Consider the following 14,872-nt stretch of genomic DNA (forward strand, 5'->3'; position numbering starts at 1 on the left):
GCTGCTGAAAAATGAGGCACGATTGTAGCCACGCCGCATTTCAGCGACTGAAACGATTTGCGCCTCCGGCACCCGTACAAATACCGGTGCGCGCCGGGGCTTTCTCCCACGCAGTTGCGGCACCGCCGCTGCCTATACTGCGCCGACCTTATGCAAGCCTGGCTCGATTCCCTCCTGGCGCTGCTGGCCCTGCCGCAGTACGGCCTCTCGACCCTGTTCGTCGCGGCGTTCGTCTCCGCGACGCTTCTGCCGGTGGGCTCCGAGCCGTTCCTCTTCGGGCTGCTCAAGCTCAACCCCGAGATGTTCTGGCCCGCCATCGCGGTGGCTACCCTGGGCAACACGCTGGGGGGCGCGGTCGACTGGTGGATGGGCTACGGCGCGCACAAGGTGGCCGACAAATACTCGCACTCGAAACACCATGTGCGCGTTCTGGGCTGGCTCGAGAAGCTCGGCCCGAAGGCCTGCCTGCTGAGCTGGCTGCCGCTGGTGGGCGATCCGCTGTGCGCCGTGGCGGGCTGGCTCAAGCTGCCCTTCTGGCCGTGCGTGGCCTACATGGCGATCGGGAAGTTCCTGCGCTACGTCACGATGACGGTCGCGCTGCTCTACGTGTTCCCTTCCTGAGGCCCGGGCTCCGGCTCCTCAATTCAGCAGTTCGTAGGGCCCGCCGCGCTCGAGTGCGCGCTTGTACGCGGGACGCGAATGGATCCGATCCAGGTACGCCATCAGCTTCGGCCTCTTCGCATCGAGCCCGCCGCGCGCCTGCGCGGCCTCGACCACGAAGCTCATCTGGATGTCCGCGCCGGTGAACGCGTCACCAGCGAACCACTCGCTCTTGCCGAGCTCGGCTTCCATGTAGTTCAGGTGGCTCGCGATGTTCGGATTGATGAACGCCGACTTCGTCTTCGCCGCGATGGCCTTGGCGATCGGCTTCGCGAAGAAAGGCATCTTCGCCGTCTCGATGCGGTCGAACACCAGCTTCAGCAACAGCGGCGACATCGCGGTGCCTTCGGCGAAGTGCAGCCAGTAGCGATAGCGCAACGCCTCCGGCGAACCCGCCGCCGGCGCGAGGCGGCCACTGCCGTAGCGCTCGATGATGGCCTCGATGATCGCGCCCGACTCCGCGAGCGTCAGTCCGTCATCCGTCGTGACAACCGGTGACTTTCCCAGCGGATGAATGGCCCGCAGCGAAGCGGGCGCCAACATGGTCTGCGGATCGCGCTGATAGTGGACGATCTCGTAAGGCAGCTCGAGCTCCTCGAGCAGCCAGAGAACGCGCTGCGAGCGCGAGTTGTTGAGGTGATGGACGGTGAGCATGGGTGTGGGCCTGGGAAGGAAAGTCGAGGCGCGCGGAGTCTATCCAACAAGCCCCTCGAAAACCCACGAAGCTCTTTTCGCGAAACACCGCGGAACCGGCTTTGCCGGGCCGCAGGTGTTGCCCCCGGTAGGGGTTGGCGCAGCGACACGCAGTGTCGCGAAGCCTGGGGGCGAGTCAGGTCAGGAGCTGAACAGGAAGTTCATCACGTCGCCATCCTTGACGACGTATTCCTTGCCTTCCGAGCGCATCTTCCCCGCGTCCTTCGCGCCCTGCTCGCCCTTGAAGGCGATGTAGTCCTCGAACGCGATGGTCTGGGCGCGGATGTAGCCCTTCTCGAAGTCGCCGTGGATCACGCCTGCCGCCTGCGGGCCGGTGTCGCCGATGTGGATGGTCCAGGCGCGCACTTCCTTCACGCCGGCGGTGAAGTAGGTCTGCAGGCCCAGCAGCTTGAAGGCCGCGCGGATCAGGCGGTTCAGGCCCGGCTCTTCCTGGCCGATTTCGGCGAGGAACATCTTCTTGTCCTCGTCGTCCATCTCGGCCAGGTCGGCTTCGATCTTGGCGCAGATGGCGACCACGGGCGCGTTCTGCTTGGCGGCGTATTCGCGCAGGCGATCGAGGTAGGGGTTGTTCTCGAAGCCGTCTTCCGCCACGTTGCCGACGAACATCGCGGGCTTGGCGGTGATCAGCGTGAAGCTCTTGACCAGCGGCTGCTCTTCCTTGGTGAACTCGAGCGCGCGCACCGGCGTGTTCTCGTTCAGCGCAGCCTGGCAGCGTTCGAGCAGGCCGACGAGCTTCTGCGCGTCCTTGTCGCCGGAGCGCGCCACCTTGGTGTGACGGTGCAGCGCCTTCTCGACCGTGGCGAGGTCGGCCAGGCAGAGTTCGGTCTGGATCACCTCGATGTCGGAAATCGGGTCGACCTTGCCGGCCACGTGCACCACGTTCTCGTCGTCGAAGCAGCGCACCACGTTGACGGTGGCGTCGGTTTCGCGGATGTGAGCCAGGAACTTGTTGCCCAGGCCTTCGCCGGTGCTCGCGCCGGCCACCAGGCCCGCGATGTCGACGAACTCGACGATGGCGGGCACCACGCGCTCGGGCTTGACGATCTCGGCGAGCTGGTCGAGGCGGGGGTCGGGCACTTCCACCACGCCCACGTTGGGCTCGATGGTGCAGAAGGGATAGTTTTCCGCCGCGATGCCGGCCTTGGTCAGCGCATTGAAAAGGGTGGATTTACCGACGTTGGGCAGGCCGACGATGCCGCATTGCAAACTCATGGGAGGTCCTCTTGGGTAACCCGCAATTTTAGGCGAGCATGTCCGGATGCCCATCCGACAGGTCTTCGAGCCGCCGCGCGCCGTCTTTTGCGATCAGGGTTAGCACCGATTCGCAAACGTTTGCGCAAACGTTTCCCTCAGTTAACATCGGCGCCCCGGCCAAGACCGGCGCACCGTTGTTCCGATCAACCAATCCCAGGAGACATCCAACATGAAGTTCACCCGCCGTACCCTGCAAAGCGCTGCCGCACTGACGCTGCTGGGCGCCTTGGCCGGAACGCCCGCCTTCGCGCAGGAAAAACCCAAGGTCGCGCTGGTCATGAAGTCGCTGGCCAACGAATTCTTCCGCACCATGGAAGACGGCGCCAAGGCGCACCAGAAGGCCAACGCCTCGAAGTACACGCTGGTGGCCAACGGCATCAAGGACGAGACCGACACCGCCGCCCAGATCAAGATGGTCGAGCAGATGGTGGCGCAGAAGATCAACGCGCTGGTCATCGCGCCGGCCGATTCGAAGGCACTGGTGCCGGCGATCAAGGCAGCCATCGACAAGGGCATCCTGGTGGTCAACATCGACAACCAGTTCGACGCCGCCGCACTGAAGGAAAAGGGCATCCAGGTGCCCTTCGTGGGCCCCGACAACCGCGCCGGCGCCAAGCTGGTGGGCGACGCGCTCGCCAAGGAGCTGAAGGCGGGCGACAAGGTCGGCATCATCGAAGGCGTGTCGACCACCTTCAATGCGCAGCAGCGCACGCTGGGTTATCAAGACGCGATGAAGGCCGCCGGCGTGACGGTGGTGGGCGTGCAGTCGGGCCAGTGGGAAATCGACAAGGGCAACACGGTCGCCGCCGGCATGATGCGCGAGCACCCCGACCTGAAGGCGCTGCTCGCCGGCAACGACAGCATGGCGCTGGGCGCGGTGGCCGCCGTCAAGGCCGCGGGCAAGACCGGCAAGGTGCTGGTGGTGGGCTACGACAACATCGGCGCCATCAAGCCGATGCTGAAGGACGGCCGCGTGCTCGCCACGGCCGACCAGTTCGCCGCCAAGCAGGCCGTGTTCGGCATCGAGACCGCGCTGAAGGCCATCGCCGACAAGAAGAAGCAGGCGGACATGCCAGCCGAGGTGAAGACCGACGTGGTGCTGGTCACCAAGGACTCGAAGTAAGCAATACACAAGAGAGAAAGCGCAGACGTTGACAGCATCCGCCGCCATGACCCCATCAACGGCCCTGCCCGTGCTCTCCCTGGGCGCCATGGGCAAGGACTACGCGGCACCGGTGCTGGACGACGTCTCGCTCGTGCTCAATCCCGGCGAAGTGCTGGCCCTCACGGGCGAGAACGGCGCCGGCAAGAGCACGCTGTCGAAGATCGTCTGCGGCCTGGTGCAGCCTACGCGCGGCCAGATGCTGCTCGACGGCAAGCCCTTCGCGCCCGCCTCGCGCCGTGACGCGGAGCGCCTGGGCGTGCGCATGGTCATGCAGGAGCTCGGCCTCGTCACCACGCTGTCGGTGGCCGAGAACCTGCTGCTCGACCGCCTGCCCAACAAGACCGGCTGGATCCGCCGCGCCAAGCTGCACGAGCTGGCCGCGCGCCAGCTCGCCAAGATCGGCATGGAGAACATCGACCCGGCCACGCCCGTGGCGCGGCTGGGCATCGGCCAGCAGCAGATGGTGGAGATCGCGCGCAACCTGCAGGACGACACGCGCGTGCTGGTGCTCGACGAGCCCACCGCCATGCTCACCCCGCGCGAAACCTCGCACCTGTTCGAGCAGATCGACCTGCTGAAGGCGCGCGGCGTGGCCATCGTCTACGTGTCGCACCGCCTGGAAGAACTGCAGCGCATCGCCGACCGCGTGGCGGTGCTGCGCGACGGCCGGCTGGTGGACGTGCGCGCCATGGCCGGCGTACGCGAATCCGAACTGGTGCAGCGCATGGTCGGCCGCGCGGTGCACGAGCACGAAGGCCGCGACCGCCGGGTGGCCGGCCCCGTGCTGCTGAGCGCGCGCGGCATCGGCCGGGCGCAGGTCGTGCGCGACGTCGACATCGACCTGCGCGCGGGCGAAGTCATGGGCCTGGCCGGCCTGGTCGGCTCGGGCCGGACCGAACTGGTGCGGCTGCTGTTCGGCGCCGACCGCGCCGACCGCGGCGAGATCACGCTTCATGAAAACAACCAGCCCGTGCAGCATGCGCGCAAGGGCTGGCGCTCGCCGATGCAGGCCATCCGCGCCGGCATCGGCCTGGTCACCGAAGACCGCAAGTCGCAGGGCCTGCTGCTGCCGCAATCGATCCGCGTCAACGCCACGCTGAGCGACCTGGGCGCGATCTCGCACGCAGGCTGGCTGCAGCGCGCAAAGGAACGCGGCATCGCGCAGAAGCTGGTGGAACTGCTGCGCATCCGCTCGCGCAGCATCGAGCAGCCGGTTTCCACGCTCAGCGGCGGCAACCAGCAGAAGGTGGTTTTCGCGCGCTGGCTGCACCGCGAATGCAAGGTGCTGCTGCTCGACGAGCCCACGCGCGGCGTGGACGTGGGCGCGCGCGCCGACCTCTACGCCGAGCTCGACCGCATGACCGACGCCGGCAAGGCCCTGCTGATGGTGTCGAGCGACCTGCGCGAACTGATGGCCATGTGCGACCGCATCGGCGTGATGAGCGCCGGGCGTCTCGTCGCCGTGTTCGAGCGCGGCGAGTGGACCGAACAATCGCTGCTGGCCGCAGCATTCAGCGACGCGACAGGACGCGCCGCCAACCCGCCGACGGTATCTCCCGTTTCCGTTCCGACCCCGGTCACCGCCGACACACCATGAACGCTGCCGCCTCCCCGACCTCCACCCCGAAGCCCGCGCCTTCCGCGCTCAAGGGCCAGCTCGGCACCTACCTGGGCCTGACGGTCGTGCTCGTGGGCATGATCGCGCTCTTCGGATCGCTCAGCGAATACTTCCTGACGCGCGAGACCTTCGTCTCCATCGCGAACGAGATCCCCGCGCTGGCCGTGATGGCGGTCGGCATGACCTTCGTGCTGATCATCGCGGGCATCGATCTCTCGGTGGGCTCGGTGCTGGCGCTGAGCGCGGCCGTCACGGCGGCCGCCATCCTCGAATGGAAGCTCTCGGTGCCGCTGGCCGCGGCGCTCGGCCTTGCCACCGGGCTGGTCTGCGGCACGGTCACCGGCGCGGTGTCGGTGGCCTGGCGGCTGCCGAGCTTCATCGTGTCGCTGGGCATGCTCGAGGCGGTGCGCGGCGGCGCCTACCTCGTGACCGACTCGCGCACGCAGTACGTGGGCGACGCCATCTCGGGCTTGGCCGCGCCGTGGATCGGCGGCATCTCGGCCGCCTTCGTGCTGGCGGTGGTGCTGGTGGTCGTCGGCCAGATGGTGCTCACGCGCACCGTGTTCGGCCGCCACGTGGTGGGCATCGGCACCAACGAAGAAGCGATGCGCTTGGCGGGCGTCGATCCGCGCCCGATCCGCATCATCGTGTTCGCGGTCACCGGTCTGCTGGCCGGGCTCGCGGGCCTCATGCAGTCGGCGCGCCTCGAGGCGGCCGACCCGAACGCCGGCGTCGGCATCGAGCTGCAGGTGATCGCGGCAGTGGTCATCGGCGGCACCAGCCTGATGGGCGGGCGCGGCTCGGTCATCAACACCTTCTTCGGCGTGCTGATCATCGCGGTGCTGGAAGCCGGCCTCGCGCAGGTGGGCGCCAGCGAGCCGAGCAAGCGGATCATCACCGGCGCGGTGATCGTCGTGGCGGTCATCATCGACACGCTGCGCCAGCGCCGCGCGGAACGCCGCCTGGCCTGACGACGCAGCCCATCCAGGAACAGGAAGAAAAGACATGGCCACCATCAAGGACGTCGCGCTGAAGGCGGAGGTGTCGGTCACCACCGTCTCGCACGTGGTCAACGACACCCGCCACGTGAGCGCCAAGGTGCGCGAGCGCGTGGAGCTCGCCATCCGCGAGCTGGGCTACGTGCCCAACGCGATGGCGCGCAGCCTGAAGAGCAACACCACCTCGACGCTGGGAATGCTGATTCCCAACAGCTCGAACCCCTACTTCGCCGAGATCGTGCGCACCGTGGAAGACCGCTGCTTCGGCGCCGGCTACACGCTGGTGCTGTGCAACACCGACGACGAGCCCCACCGCCAGAGCGTGTACCTGCAGGTGCTGGCCGAGCGCCGCATCGACGGCCTGATCGTGGTGTCGACCGGCGAGGGCGACCACGACGCGCTGGCCAAGCAGCTGCACGGCCTGCGCATGCCGACCGTGCTGGTCGACCGCGAGATCGCAGACCCCGCCTGCGACCTGGTGGAAACCGCCCACATGCAGGGCGGACTGCTCGCGGTGCGGCACCTGCTGTCGCTGGGCCACAGGCGCATCGCCTGCATCGGCGGGCCGGTGGGCGTGATGCCGAGCGAGCAGCGCATCGAAGGCTGGCGCATCGCGCTGGCCGAGGCCGGCGCCACGCCCGGCATCGCCAACGGCGATCCGCTGCTGTGGCGCGGCGGCTTCACCAGCCAGGGCGGCTACGAGGCGATGCACGCCATCCTGCGCACCGAGCAGAAGCCCTCGGCCGTCTTCGTCTGCAACGACCTGATGGCCATCGGCGCATTGCGCGCGGCGCACGAAAGCGGCGTGCGCGTGCCCGACGAGCTCTCGATCGTCGGCTTCGACGACATCGAGCTCTCTGCCTACACCAGCCCTCCGCTCACCACCGTGGCGCAGCCCAAGGAGCGCATCGGCGCGATGGCGGTCGACATGCTGCTGGAGCGCGTCGGCGGCAAGCGCCGCGACGCGCGCAAGGTGGTGCTGCAGCCCGAGCTGCGCGTGCGTGCGTCGACCGCGCGGCACGCGAGCTTCCGCGAGCCCGCCGCGCCTGCGGCCTCCGCCGGGGCCGCCGCACCCACCGCAGCCGAAACGCCTTCCACGCCAACCCGAAAGTCCCGCACCCCGTGAGCCTGAAGCCTTCATCCAGCAGCCCAGCCCGGGCGCCGCGCATCGTGGTGCTCGGCAGCCTCAACATGGACCTGGTGCTGCGCGTGCCGCATGCGCCGGCCGCGGGCGAAACCCTGCTGGGCCACTCGATCGCCACCATTCCCGGCGGCAAGGGCGCCAACCAGGCCGTGAGCTGCGCGCGCGAAGGCGGCCATGTGCAGATGATCGGCTGCGTCGGCGACGACGCGCACGGTGCCGCCCTGCGCGATTCGCTCCAGCGCGATGGCATCGACACCGCCGCGCTGCGCACCGTGTCGGGCGAGCCCACCGGCACGGCGCTGATCCTCGTGGAAGACGGCGGGCAGAACCGCATCGTGATGATTCCCGGCGCCAACGCGCGGGTGGAAGTCGACGAAGCCGCGCTGAAGCAGCAGGTGCAGGGGGCCGCCTTTCTCGTGGCGCAGTTCGAGACGCCGATGGAACAGGTCGCGCGTGGCATCGCCGTGGCGCACGGCGCGGGCTGCAAGGTGCTGCTGAATCCGTCGCCGGTGCAGGCGATCGCCGAGCCGCTGTGGCCGCTGATCGACACGCTGGTCGTCAACGAGATCGAGGCGCAGACGCTGTGCGGCCAATCCGCCGACAGCCCGCAGGAGGCTGCGCAGGCAGGCCAGGCGCTGCGTGCCAGGGGCATCGCGCGCGTGGTGGTCACGCTGGGCGCGCGCGGCGCGGTGGCGGTCGATGCCGACGGCGCGCGCCATCATCCCGCGCCGAAGGTGCAGGCGGTCGACACCACGGCCGCCGGCGACACCTTCCTGGGCGCACTCGCGGTCGCGCTCGGCGAGGGCCAGTCCTTCGACGAAGCCGTGCGCCTGGGCATCCGCGCCGCGGCGCTGTGCATCCAGCAGCCCGGCGCCCAGCCTTCCATTCCGCAGCGCGACGCCGTGCTGCGCAGCCCCATGCCTCCCGACTGGATCAAGCTTTGAAACGCTCTCCCCTGCTGCACGCCGAACTGTCCCACGTGATCGCCTCGCTGGGCCACGGCGACATGCTCGTGCTCGGCGATGCCGGCCTGCCGATTCCCGACGGGCCGCGGCGCATCGACCTCGCCGTGGCGCGCGGCGTGCCGCTGCTCGACGACGTGCTGAATGCGGTGCTTTCGGAAATGCAGGTGGAAGGCATCGTCGTGGCCGACGAGGCGCTGGGCGATGCGAAGAAGCTGCCGGGCTGGTATCCGCAATCGCTGGGCATCGAGCCGCAGACGGTGCCGCACGAGGAATTCAAGCGCCGCACCGCGAAAGCGCGCGCCATGGTGCGTACAGGCGAATGCACGCCCTACGCGAACATCATCCTGATCGCCGGGGTCGCATTCTGACTAACCCCCAGGCTTGCCCACTTCGTGTGGCCGCCAACCCCCTTGCAGGGGGCGATACCAGCGGCCCGGCAAAGCCGGTTCCGCGGTATTCCTGGAACAGACGGAACCTGCCCGGCTATTCAAACCTGTAGTTCGCGCCCACCGGCTGCCCGACCTTGAGCGTGTGCTCCACGCCCTGGATCACGATGCAGTTCATGCCGAAGGTGATGCCGCCGTCCACCCGCGCGTCGGCGCGGTAGGTGCGCAGCGTGTTGCCGACCTCGGGGCTGCTCAGGGCCGTGGCCGGGTCGATGTCGGGGATCGGGCAGCGCGTGCAGGGCTTGACGGGGCGCAGCTCGGCCTCGCCTTCGCCGGTCGTGATGTGCAGCGCGTCGACGCGGTCCTCGTCGTGCGACTCGATGCCGGCCAGCACGATGTTCGGGCGAAAGCGCTCGATGCCCACGGCGCCGTGGCCCTGGGCCGCGAGGCGGTCGTTGAGCTCGGCCAGCGAGCCTTCGCTGGCCACCAGCAGCGCGTAGCCGTCGGCGAACTGGGTCTGGGCTTCCACGCCGTCGGTCCACTTTATGCTCGACAGGCGCCTGTGCTCGGGGTCGAAGCGCACGAGGCGCAGGGTCTGCGGCTTGCCGGGCTCGGAGAGGAAATCGCTGAACCACTGCGCGGCGATGTCGCCCATGTCGTAGGCGGCGACTTCGTCCTTCCACACGCGCACCCGCACCGGCTTCTCGACGCGGTCGAAGGCCAGGTGCAGCGCCAGCATGCCGGGCGCGCGCAGCACCACTTCCGTGTACTTCATCTGCGGCTTGATGAGCGCCATGCGCGGCAGCTGCCGCTGGGTGACGAACTCGCCCTGCTCGTCGACCACCATCCAGGCCCGGTCGAACTCCAGCCCCGCCTCGGTCAGCAGCATTTCGGGGAGCTCCACGCCGGCGCAGGACTTGACGGGGTAGACGAACAGGCGCGAGATGGTTGCCTGGAGATCGAAGGCGGGCTGGGACACGGTGGTGGTTTCCTTGGAATTCGGCCGCGATTGTCCTGCAGCTTTCGAAAATTCCTGGTTCCTTCCAGGGATACCGCGGAACCGGCTTTGCCGGGCCGCTGGTATTGCCCCCGTGAGGGGGTTGGCGAAGCGACACGAAGTGCGCGTAGCCTGGGGGCGGCCGCAGTCCATACAATCCCTCGATGGCTCTCCCCCCCGAAGTTTGCATTCGCGGCGCCGGCATCGTCGGCCGTACGCTGGCCCTGCTGCTCGCACGCGAGCGCGTGCGCGTCGCGCTGGTGGTGCCGCCGGCCGCGCAGGGCAAGGAAGACATCCGCGCCTACGCGCTCAACACCGCCTCCCGCGCGCTGCTCGAATCACTGCGCGCCTGGCCCGACGCGGCGCACGCCACGGCCGTGCGCGAAATGCTGGTGCACGGCGACGAAGGCGGCCGGGTGCAGTTCAGCGCCGCGCGCCAGAAGGTCGATGCGCTGGCCTGGATCGTCGACGTTCCCGCGCTCGAGCGGCAGCTGGCCGACGCGGTGCGCTTCCAGCCGCTGATCGAAGTGGTGAACGAGCCCGTGGCCGCGCCGCTCACCGTGGTGTGCGAAGGCAAGGCCAGCGCCACGCGCGAGGCGCTCGGCGTGAGCTACGAGATCACGCGCTATCCGCAGCACGCGATCGCGGCACGGCTGGAAGCGGCGCAGTCGCACGACGGCATCGCGCGCCAGTGGTTCAACGACAAGGGCGAGGTGCTCGCGCTGCTGCCGCTGGACGGCACGCACGGCAAGACGGTCGCGCTGGTGTGGTCGGCCGACCAGCTGCGCGCGCCCGAACTGCTCGCGCAGGGCAACGACGAATTCGCCGCCGCCGTCACCGAGGCCAGCCACAACTCGCTGGGCGCGCTCAAGCTCACGAGCGAGCGCGCCGCCTGGCCGCTGGCCCGCGCCATCGCCGACCGCTGGACCGGCGCCATGCCCGGGCAGCCGGGCCGCTCCTGGGCGCTGGCGGGCGATGCCGCCCACACGGTGCACCCGCTCGCCGGCCAGGGCCTGAACCTGGGCCTGGCCGACGCGGCCGAGCTGGCCGACGTGATCAAGAACCGCGACTACTGGCGCAGCGTGGGCGACGCTCGCCTGCTGCGCCGCTACGAACGCGCCCGCCGCTCCGACGTGCTGCAGATGAGCCTCGCGACCGACGGGCTGCAGCAGCTCTTCGCGCACGACCTGGGCCCGCTGCAGGCATTGCGCAACTGGGGCATGCGCGGCTTCGACCGCACGCGCCTCGTCAAGCACTGGATCACCGCGCAGGCGATGGGCCTGAAGGCCTGAGCCCATTCACTTCCGACCGAACAAACGGACTCCCGATGACATTCGTACGCAACCTTCTTCTCGCCGCCTGCACGCTCGGCGCGGTCGTGGCCGCCACCGCAGGCGAAGCCGAGATCCGCAAGAACCTGCCTGCGCGCATTCCGCAGTTCCCGGCCATCGACGAGGTGTCGAAGTCGCCGATCCCGGGCGTGTACGAAGTGCGCGTGAACGGCTCGCAGATCTTCTATACCGACGAGCAGGGCAACTACCTCATCCAGGGCAACCTGATCGACGTGAAGGCGCGCAAGAACCTGACCGAGGAGCGCGTCGAGAAGCTCAGCGCCGTCGCCTTCGACCAGCTGCCGCTGAAGGACTCGATCAAGATCGTGCGCGGCAACGGCAAACGCAAGCTCGCGGTGTTCGAAGACCCGAACTGCGGCTACTGCAAGCGCTTCGAGAAGGACATGAAGACGGTCGACAACGTCACCGTGTACCTGTTCCTGTATCCGGTGCTCGGACCCGATTCGAACGTCAAGTCGCGCGACATCTGGTGCAGCAAGGACAAGGGCAAGGCCTGGAGCGACTGGATGGAATCGAGCACCCGCCCGGCCTCCGCGCCCGCGAGCTGCGACGTGACCGCGCTGCAGCGCAACGTCGAGTTCGGCCGCAAGTACAACATCACCGGCACGCCCACGCTGATCTTCAGCGACGGCACGCGCACGCCGGGTGCCATTCCCGCGGAGCAGGTCGAGAAGCAACTCGCGGCTTCGTCCAGCTGATGGCGACGAAGGCTCAGGCGCAGCACGCGGCGGGCGTGCGCTATCGCGTCGAATGCGCCGATCCGCACGCGCACCTGTTCGCAGTCACGCTCACCATCGACGCGCCGGCCGCGCAGCAGCGCGTGTCGCTGCCGGTGTGGATTCCGGGCAGCTACCTGGTGCGCGAGTTCGCCAAGAACCTGCAGGGCCTGCGTGCCGCGCAGGGCCGCCGCAAGCCGGTGCTGACGCAGCTCGACAAGTGCAGCTGGCTCGTCGAATGCACGCCCGGGCAGCCGCTGGTGCTGAACTACCAGGTCTGCGCCTACGACAACTCGGTGCGCACCGCCTGGCTCGACGCCGAGCGCGGCTTCTTCAACGGCACCAGCGTGTGCCTGCGCGTCGAGGGTCAGACCGAGGAGCCGCATGCGCTGGAGATCGTCGCCCCAGCGCTGGCCGACGACGCCGCGCGCTGGTCGTGCGCCACCGCCCTCGTGCCGCTGAAGGCCGACAAGCACGGCTTCGGCAGCTACAAGGCCTCGGGCTACGACGAACTGGCCGACAGCCCCGTCGAGATGGGCGCCTTCTGGAGCGCCGAGTTCGAAGCCTGCGGCGTGCCGCACCGCTTCGTGGTCGCGGGCGCCGCGGCATCGTTCGACGGCGAGAGGCTCATCGCCGACACCAAGGCCATCTGCGAAGCCGAGATGCGCTTCTGGCACGGCGACAAGGTCGGCAAGCGCGGCGGCCCGAAGCCGCCGATCGACCGCTACGTGTTCATGCTCAACGCGGTCGACGACGGCTACGGCGGGCTCGAGCACCGCCACTCCACCGCGCTGATCTGCAACCGCCGCGACCTGCCTCAGCGCGGCGACAAGAAGAAGCAGCCCGACGGCTACACCACGCTGATGGGGCTCATCAGCCACGAGTACTTCCACACCTGGAACGTCAAGCGCATGCGGCCGGCCGAGTTCGCGCGCTACGACTACAGCCAGGAGAACTACACGCAGCTGCTGTGGTTCTTCGAGGGCTTCACGAGCTACTACGACGACCTGCTGCTGCGGCGCGCCGGGCGCATCGACGACACGGCCTACCTGCGCCTGCTGAACAAGACCATCAACCAGGTCATGCAGACGCCGGGCCGGCTGGTGCAGCCGGTGGCCGACGCGAGCTTCGACGCCTGGGTCAAGTACTACCGCCAGGACGAACAGACGCCCAACAGCACGGTGAGCTACTACACCAAGGGCGCGCTGGTGGCGCTGTGCCTCGACCTCACGCTGCGCCATGAAGGCAAGGGCTCGCTCGACGACGTGATGCGCCTGCTGTGGACGAAGAGCGAGGGCGGGCCGATCTCCGAGGACGACATCGCCGCCGCGCTCGAGGCCGTGGGCGGCCGCTCGTACGCGCTGGAACTGGCGCGCTGGGTGCATTCGACCGAGGAGCTTCCGCTGTCGCAGCTGCTGCGCGTGCACGGCGTCGCCACGCTCGAAGACCCGTCGCAGCCGGCGCAGGCGCTGGGCCTGCGCGTGGCCGAGGCCAACGGCGGCGTGCAGGTGAAGGTGGTGCTGCGCGGCGGTGCGGCCGAGAAGGCCGGCTTTTCCGCGAACGACGAATGGATCGGCGTCGAGCTGCCCGCCGCCGGCAAGAAGGGCCAGCAACGGCCCGCGCAGGCCTGGCGCATCGCCAGGCTCGACGACCTGGCGCTCTACCTGGGCGAGACGACGACGTGCACGGCCATCGTGGCGCGCGACCGCAAGCTGATCCGGCTGCCGCTCGTGCTGCCGACGGGCGCGACCACCTGGCGCCTGTTCTCGCACGATGCCGGCAAGTTGACGAACTGGCTGTCCGGCTAGGGCCGGTTCACGCGCTTTCCGCCGCGGCCGGATTCCTCACGAACATCATCGGCTGCGGCTCGCCCACCAGCACGCAGGGCTTGCCGGTACGCCGGCAGTGGTCCTGCACGCGCCAGTAGGCACCGTGGCTCAGGCAGCCGGTCTGGCAGATCACGAGGTCGGCCGCGCGCAGGCTGGCTTCGAGCGCAGGGTCGTCCGCCGCACCGTCGCCGCCGTCGTGATGCAGGTAGCGGCCGCCGGCGATCTCGACCAGCTGGCGCGCGAGCGAAGGCGCCTCTTCCTCGTGGCCGATGCACAGCACGGCCTTCTCCCGCAGGTCGGCCGGTGCCTGCGACTGCGGCGGCATCGCCAGATGGCGCTTGCTGCCCGGCGACAGCAGCGCGTTGAGCCGCTTGGGCAGCGCGCCACCGGCCGAGGCGCGGGCGGCGAGCTCCTCGCGCACGATGGCGATGGCCGAATCCCTCGCCACCAGAGCGCCGCGCAGGCGCACGATCTGTGCTTCCAGCCGCTCGACGAGCGCGGCCTGTTCGACCAGCAGGCGCGAGCAGCGCTCCTGCACGCGGGCATAGGCCCGCAGCAACACGGCATGTTCTTGCATCGGGAACTCCATGGCGGGCATTCTAGATGAGAGCAATTCTCAATTGTGGCGCCTCACCCTTGCCGCTCAGTGGGAAACCGACTTCGAGAACACGTTCACCACCACCACGCCCGCAATGATCAGCCCGAGCCCTGCGATGGCCGGCGCGTCGAGCTTCTGGCCGAACCACAGCCAGCTCACCAGCGAGATCAGCACGATGCCCACGCCGGACCAGATCGCGTAGGCGATGCCCGTGGGTATGGTGCGCAGCGTCAGCGAGAGAAAGTAGAACGCGATCACGTAGCCCGCCACCGAAGCCAGCGTCGGCCACAGCCGCGTGAAGCCTTCGGAGCTCTTGAGGAAGCTGGTGGCGATCACCTCGGCCACGATGGCGACGAACAGGAAGCCGTAGTTGGAGTTCATGGCGGCCACTCTATGGGAACCCGCAATGCCCCCGCACCCGCGGCGGCCATGCTGGGTATAGTGAAGCGCGTTTTTCTTCCCCTTTCCCGTTCCCC

15 protein-coding genes are annotated in these 14,872 nt (G+C 68.6%); 10 read left to right on the forward strand and 5 right to left on the reverse strand.

The window, feature by feature from the left end:
* Positions 1-150: 150 nt before the first annotated feature.
* Complete coding sequence (locus ABL840_RS34100; protein ID WP_093205649.1) at positions 151-621, forward strand: YqaA family protein; 471 nt, start codon at positions 151-153, stop codon at positions 619-621.
* An 18-nt stretch (positions 622-639) separates the two neighbouring features.
* On the opposite strand, the gene ABL840_RS34105 is transcribed toward ABL840_RS34100, so the two are convergent.
* Positions 640-1,314 (reverse strand): glutathione S-transferase, encoded by a 675-nt coding sequence (locus tag ABL840_RS34105; RefSeq protein WP_093205651.1) that lies wholly within the window; start codon positions 1,312-1,314, stop codon positions 640-642.
* Between the two features lie 180 nt (positions 1,315-1,494).
* Positions 1,495-2,586 (reverse strand): redox-regulated ATPase YchF, encoded by a 1,092-nt coding sequence (ychF, locus tag ABL840_RS34110; protein WP_093205654.1) that lies wholly within the window; start codon positions 2,584-2,586, stop codon positions 1,495-1,497.
* 211 nt (positions 2,587-2,797) lie between these two features.
* On the opposite strand from ychF, the gene ABL840_RS34115 reads away from it, so the two are divergent.
* From ABL840_RS34115 to rbsD, 6 genes are read left to right on the forward strand one after another with little or no spacing between them, the layout of a single operon-like run.
* Positions 2,798-3,751, forward strand: coding sequence for a sugar ABC transporter substrate-binding protein (locus ABL840_RS34115; RefSeq protein WP_093304509.1), 954 nt, complete (start codon positions 2,798-2,800; stop codon positions 3,749-3,751).
* A gap of 46 nt (positions 3,752-3,797) precedes the next feature.
* A complete protein-coding gene (locus ABL840_RS34120) occupies positions 3,798-5,390 on the forward strand; it encodes a sugar ABC transporter ATP-binding protein (RefSeq protein ID WP_093304511.1) in 1,593 nt (530 codons plus the stop codon).
* Positions 5,387-6,382, forward strand: a complete 996-nt coding sequence (locus tag ABL840_RS34125) for an ABC transporter permease (protein WP_093304513.1) — start codon at positions 5,387-5,389, stop codon at positions 6,380-6,382. The genes ABL840_RS34120 and ABL840_RS34125 overlap by 4 nt, the downstream gene beginning before the upstream one ends.
* Before the next feature lie 34 nt (positions 6,383-6,416).
* The gene (locus ABL840_RS34130) at positions 6,417-7,535 is read left to right on the forward strand and encodes a LacI family DNA-binding transcriptional regulator (RefSeq protein ID WP_093205664.1); all 1,119 of its coding nucleotides are present in this window, start codon (positions 6,417-6,419) and stop codon (positions 7,533-7,535) included.
* Entirely contained in the window at positions 7,532-8,497 is a 966-nt protein-coding gene (gene rbsK / locus ABL840_RS34135; protein ID WP_093304515.1) for a ribokinase, read from the forward strand. Before ABL840_RS34130 ends, rbsK begins: the two co-directional genes overlap by 4 nt.
* Positions 8,494-8,886, forward strand: coding sequence for a D-ribose pyranase (gene rbsD / locus ABL840_RS34140; RefSeq protein WP_093304517.1), 393 nt, complete (start codon positions 8,494-8,496; stop codon positions 8,884-8,886). The genes rbsK and rbsD overlap by 4 nt, the downstream gene beginning before the upstream one ends.
* A gap of 115 nt (positions 8,887-9,001) precedes the next feature.
* Here the strand turns inward: rbsD and ABL840_RS34145 are convergent, their stop codons facing one another.
* A complete protein-coding gene (locus tag ABL840_RS34145) occupies positions 9,002-9,883 on the reverse strand; it encodes an MOSC domain-containing protein (protein ID WP_093304519.1) in 882 nt (293 codons plus the stop codon).
* 182 nt (positions 9,884-10,065) lie between these two features.
* Between ABL840_RS34145 and ABL840_RS34150 the strand changes: the two genes are divergently transcribed.
* From ABL840_RS34150 to ABL840_RS34160, 3 genes are read left to right on the forward strand one after another with little or no spacing between them, the layout of a single operon-like run.
* Positions 10,066-11,193, forward strand: coding sequence for an FAD-dependent monooxygenase (locus tag ABL840_RS34150; RefSeq protein ID WP_093304521.1), 1,128 nt, complete (start codon positions 10,066-10,068; stop codon positions 11,191-11,193).
* 35 nt (positions 11,194-11,228) lie between these two features.
* Positions 11,229-11,951 carry a DsbC family protein gene (locus ABL840_RS34155; protein ID WP_093205676.1) on the forward strand — a complete coding sequence of 241 codons (723 nt, stop codon included), beginning with the start codon at positions 11,229-11,231 and terminating at the stop codon, positions 11,949-11,951.
* Positions 11,951-13,777, forward strand: a complete 1,827-nt coding sequence (locus ABL840_RS34160; RefSeq protein ID WP_093304523.1) for a M61 family metallopeptidase — start codon at positions 11,951-11,953, stop codon at positions 13,775-13,777. Before ABL840_RS34155 ends, ABL840_RS34160 begins: the two co-directional genes overlap by 1 nt.
* Before the next feature lie 7 nt (positions 13,778-13,784).
* Here ABL840_RS34160 and ABL840_RS34165 read toward each other — a convergent pair whose 3' ends face one another.
* The gene (locus ABL840_RS34165; protein ID WP_093304525.1) at positions 13,785-14,375 is read right to left on the reverse strand and encodes a DUF2325 domain-containing protein; all 591 of its coding nucleotides are present in this window, start codon (positions 14,373-14,375) and stop codon (positions 13,785-13,787) included.
* Between the two features lie 66 nt (positions 14,376-14,441).
* On the reverse strand, positions 14,442-14,777 hold the full coding sequence (locus ABL840_RS34170) for an SMR family transporter (RefSeq protein WP_093304527.1): 336 nt from the start codon (positions 14,775-14,777) through the stop codon (positions 14,442-14,444).
* Between the last annotated feature and the right edge of the window lie 95 nt (positions 14,778-14,872).

Source organism: Variovorax sp. NFACC27, from assembly GCF_048301545.1.
Classification (GTDB): Bacteria; Pseudomonadota; Gammaproteobacteria; order Burkholderiales; family Burkholderiaceae_C; genus Variovorax; species Variovorax gossypii.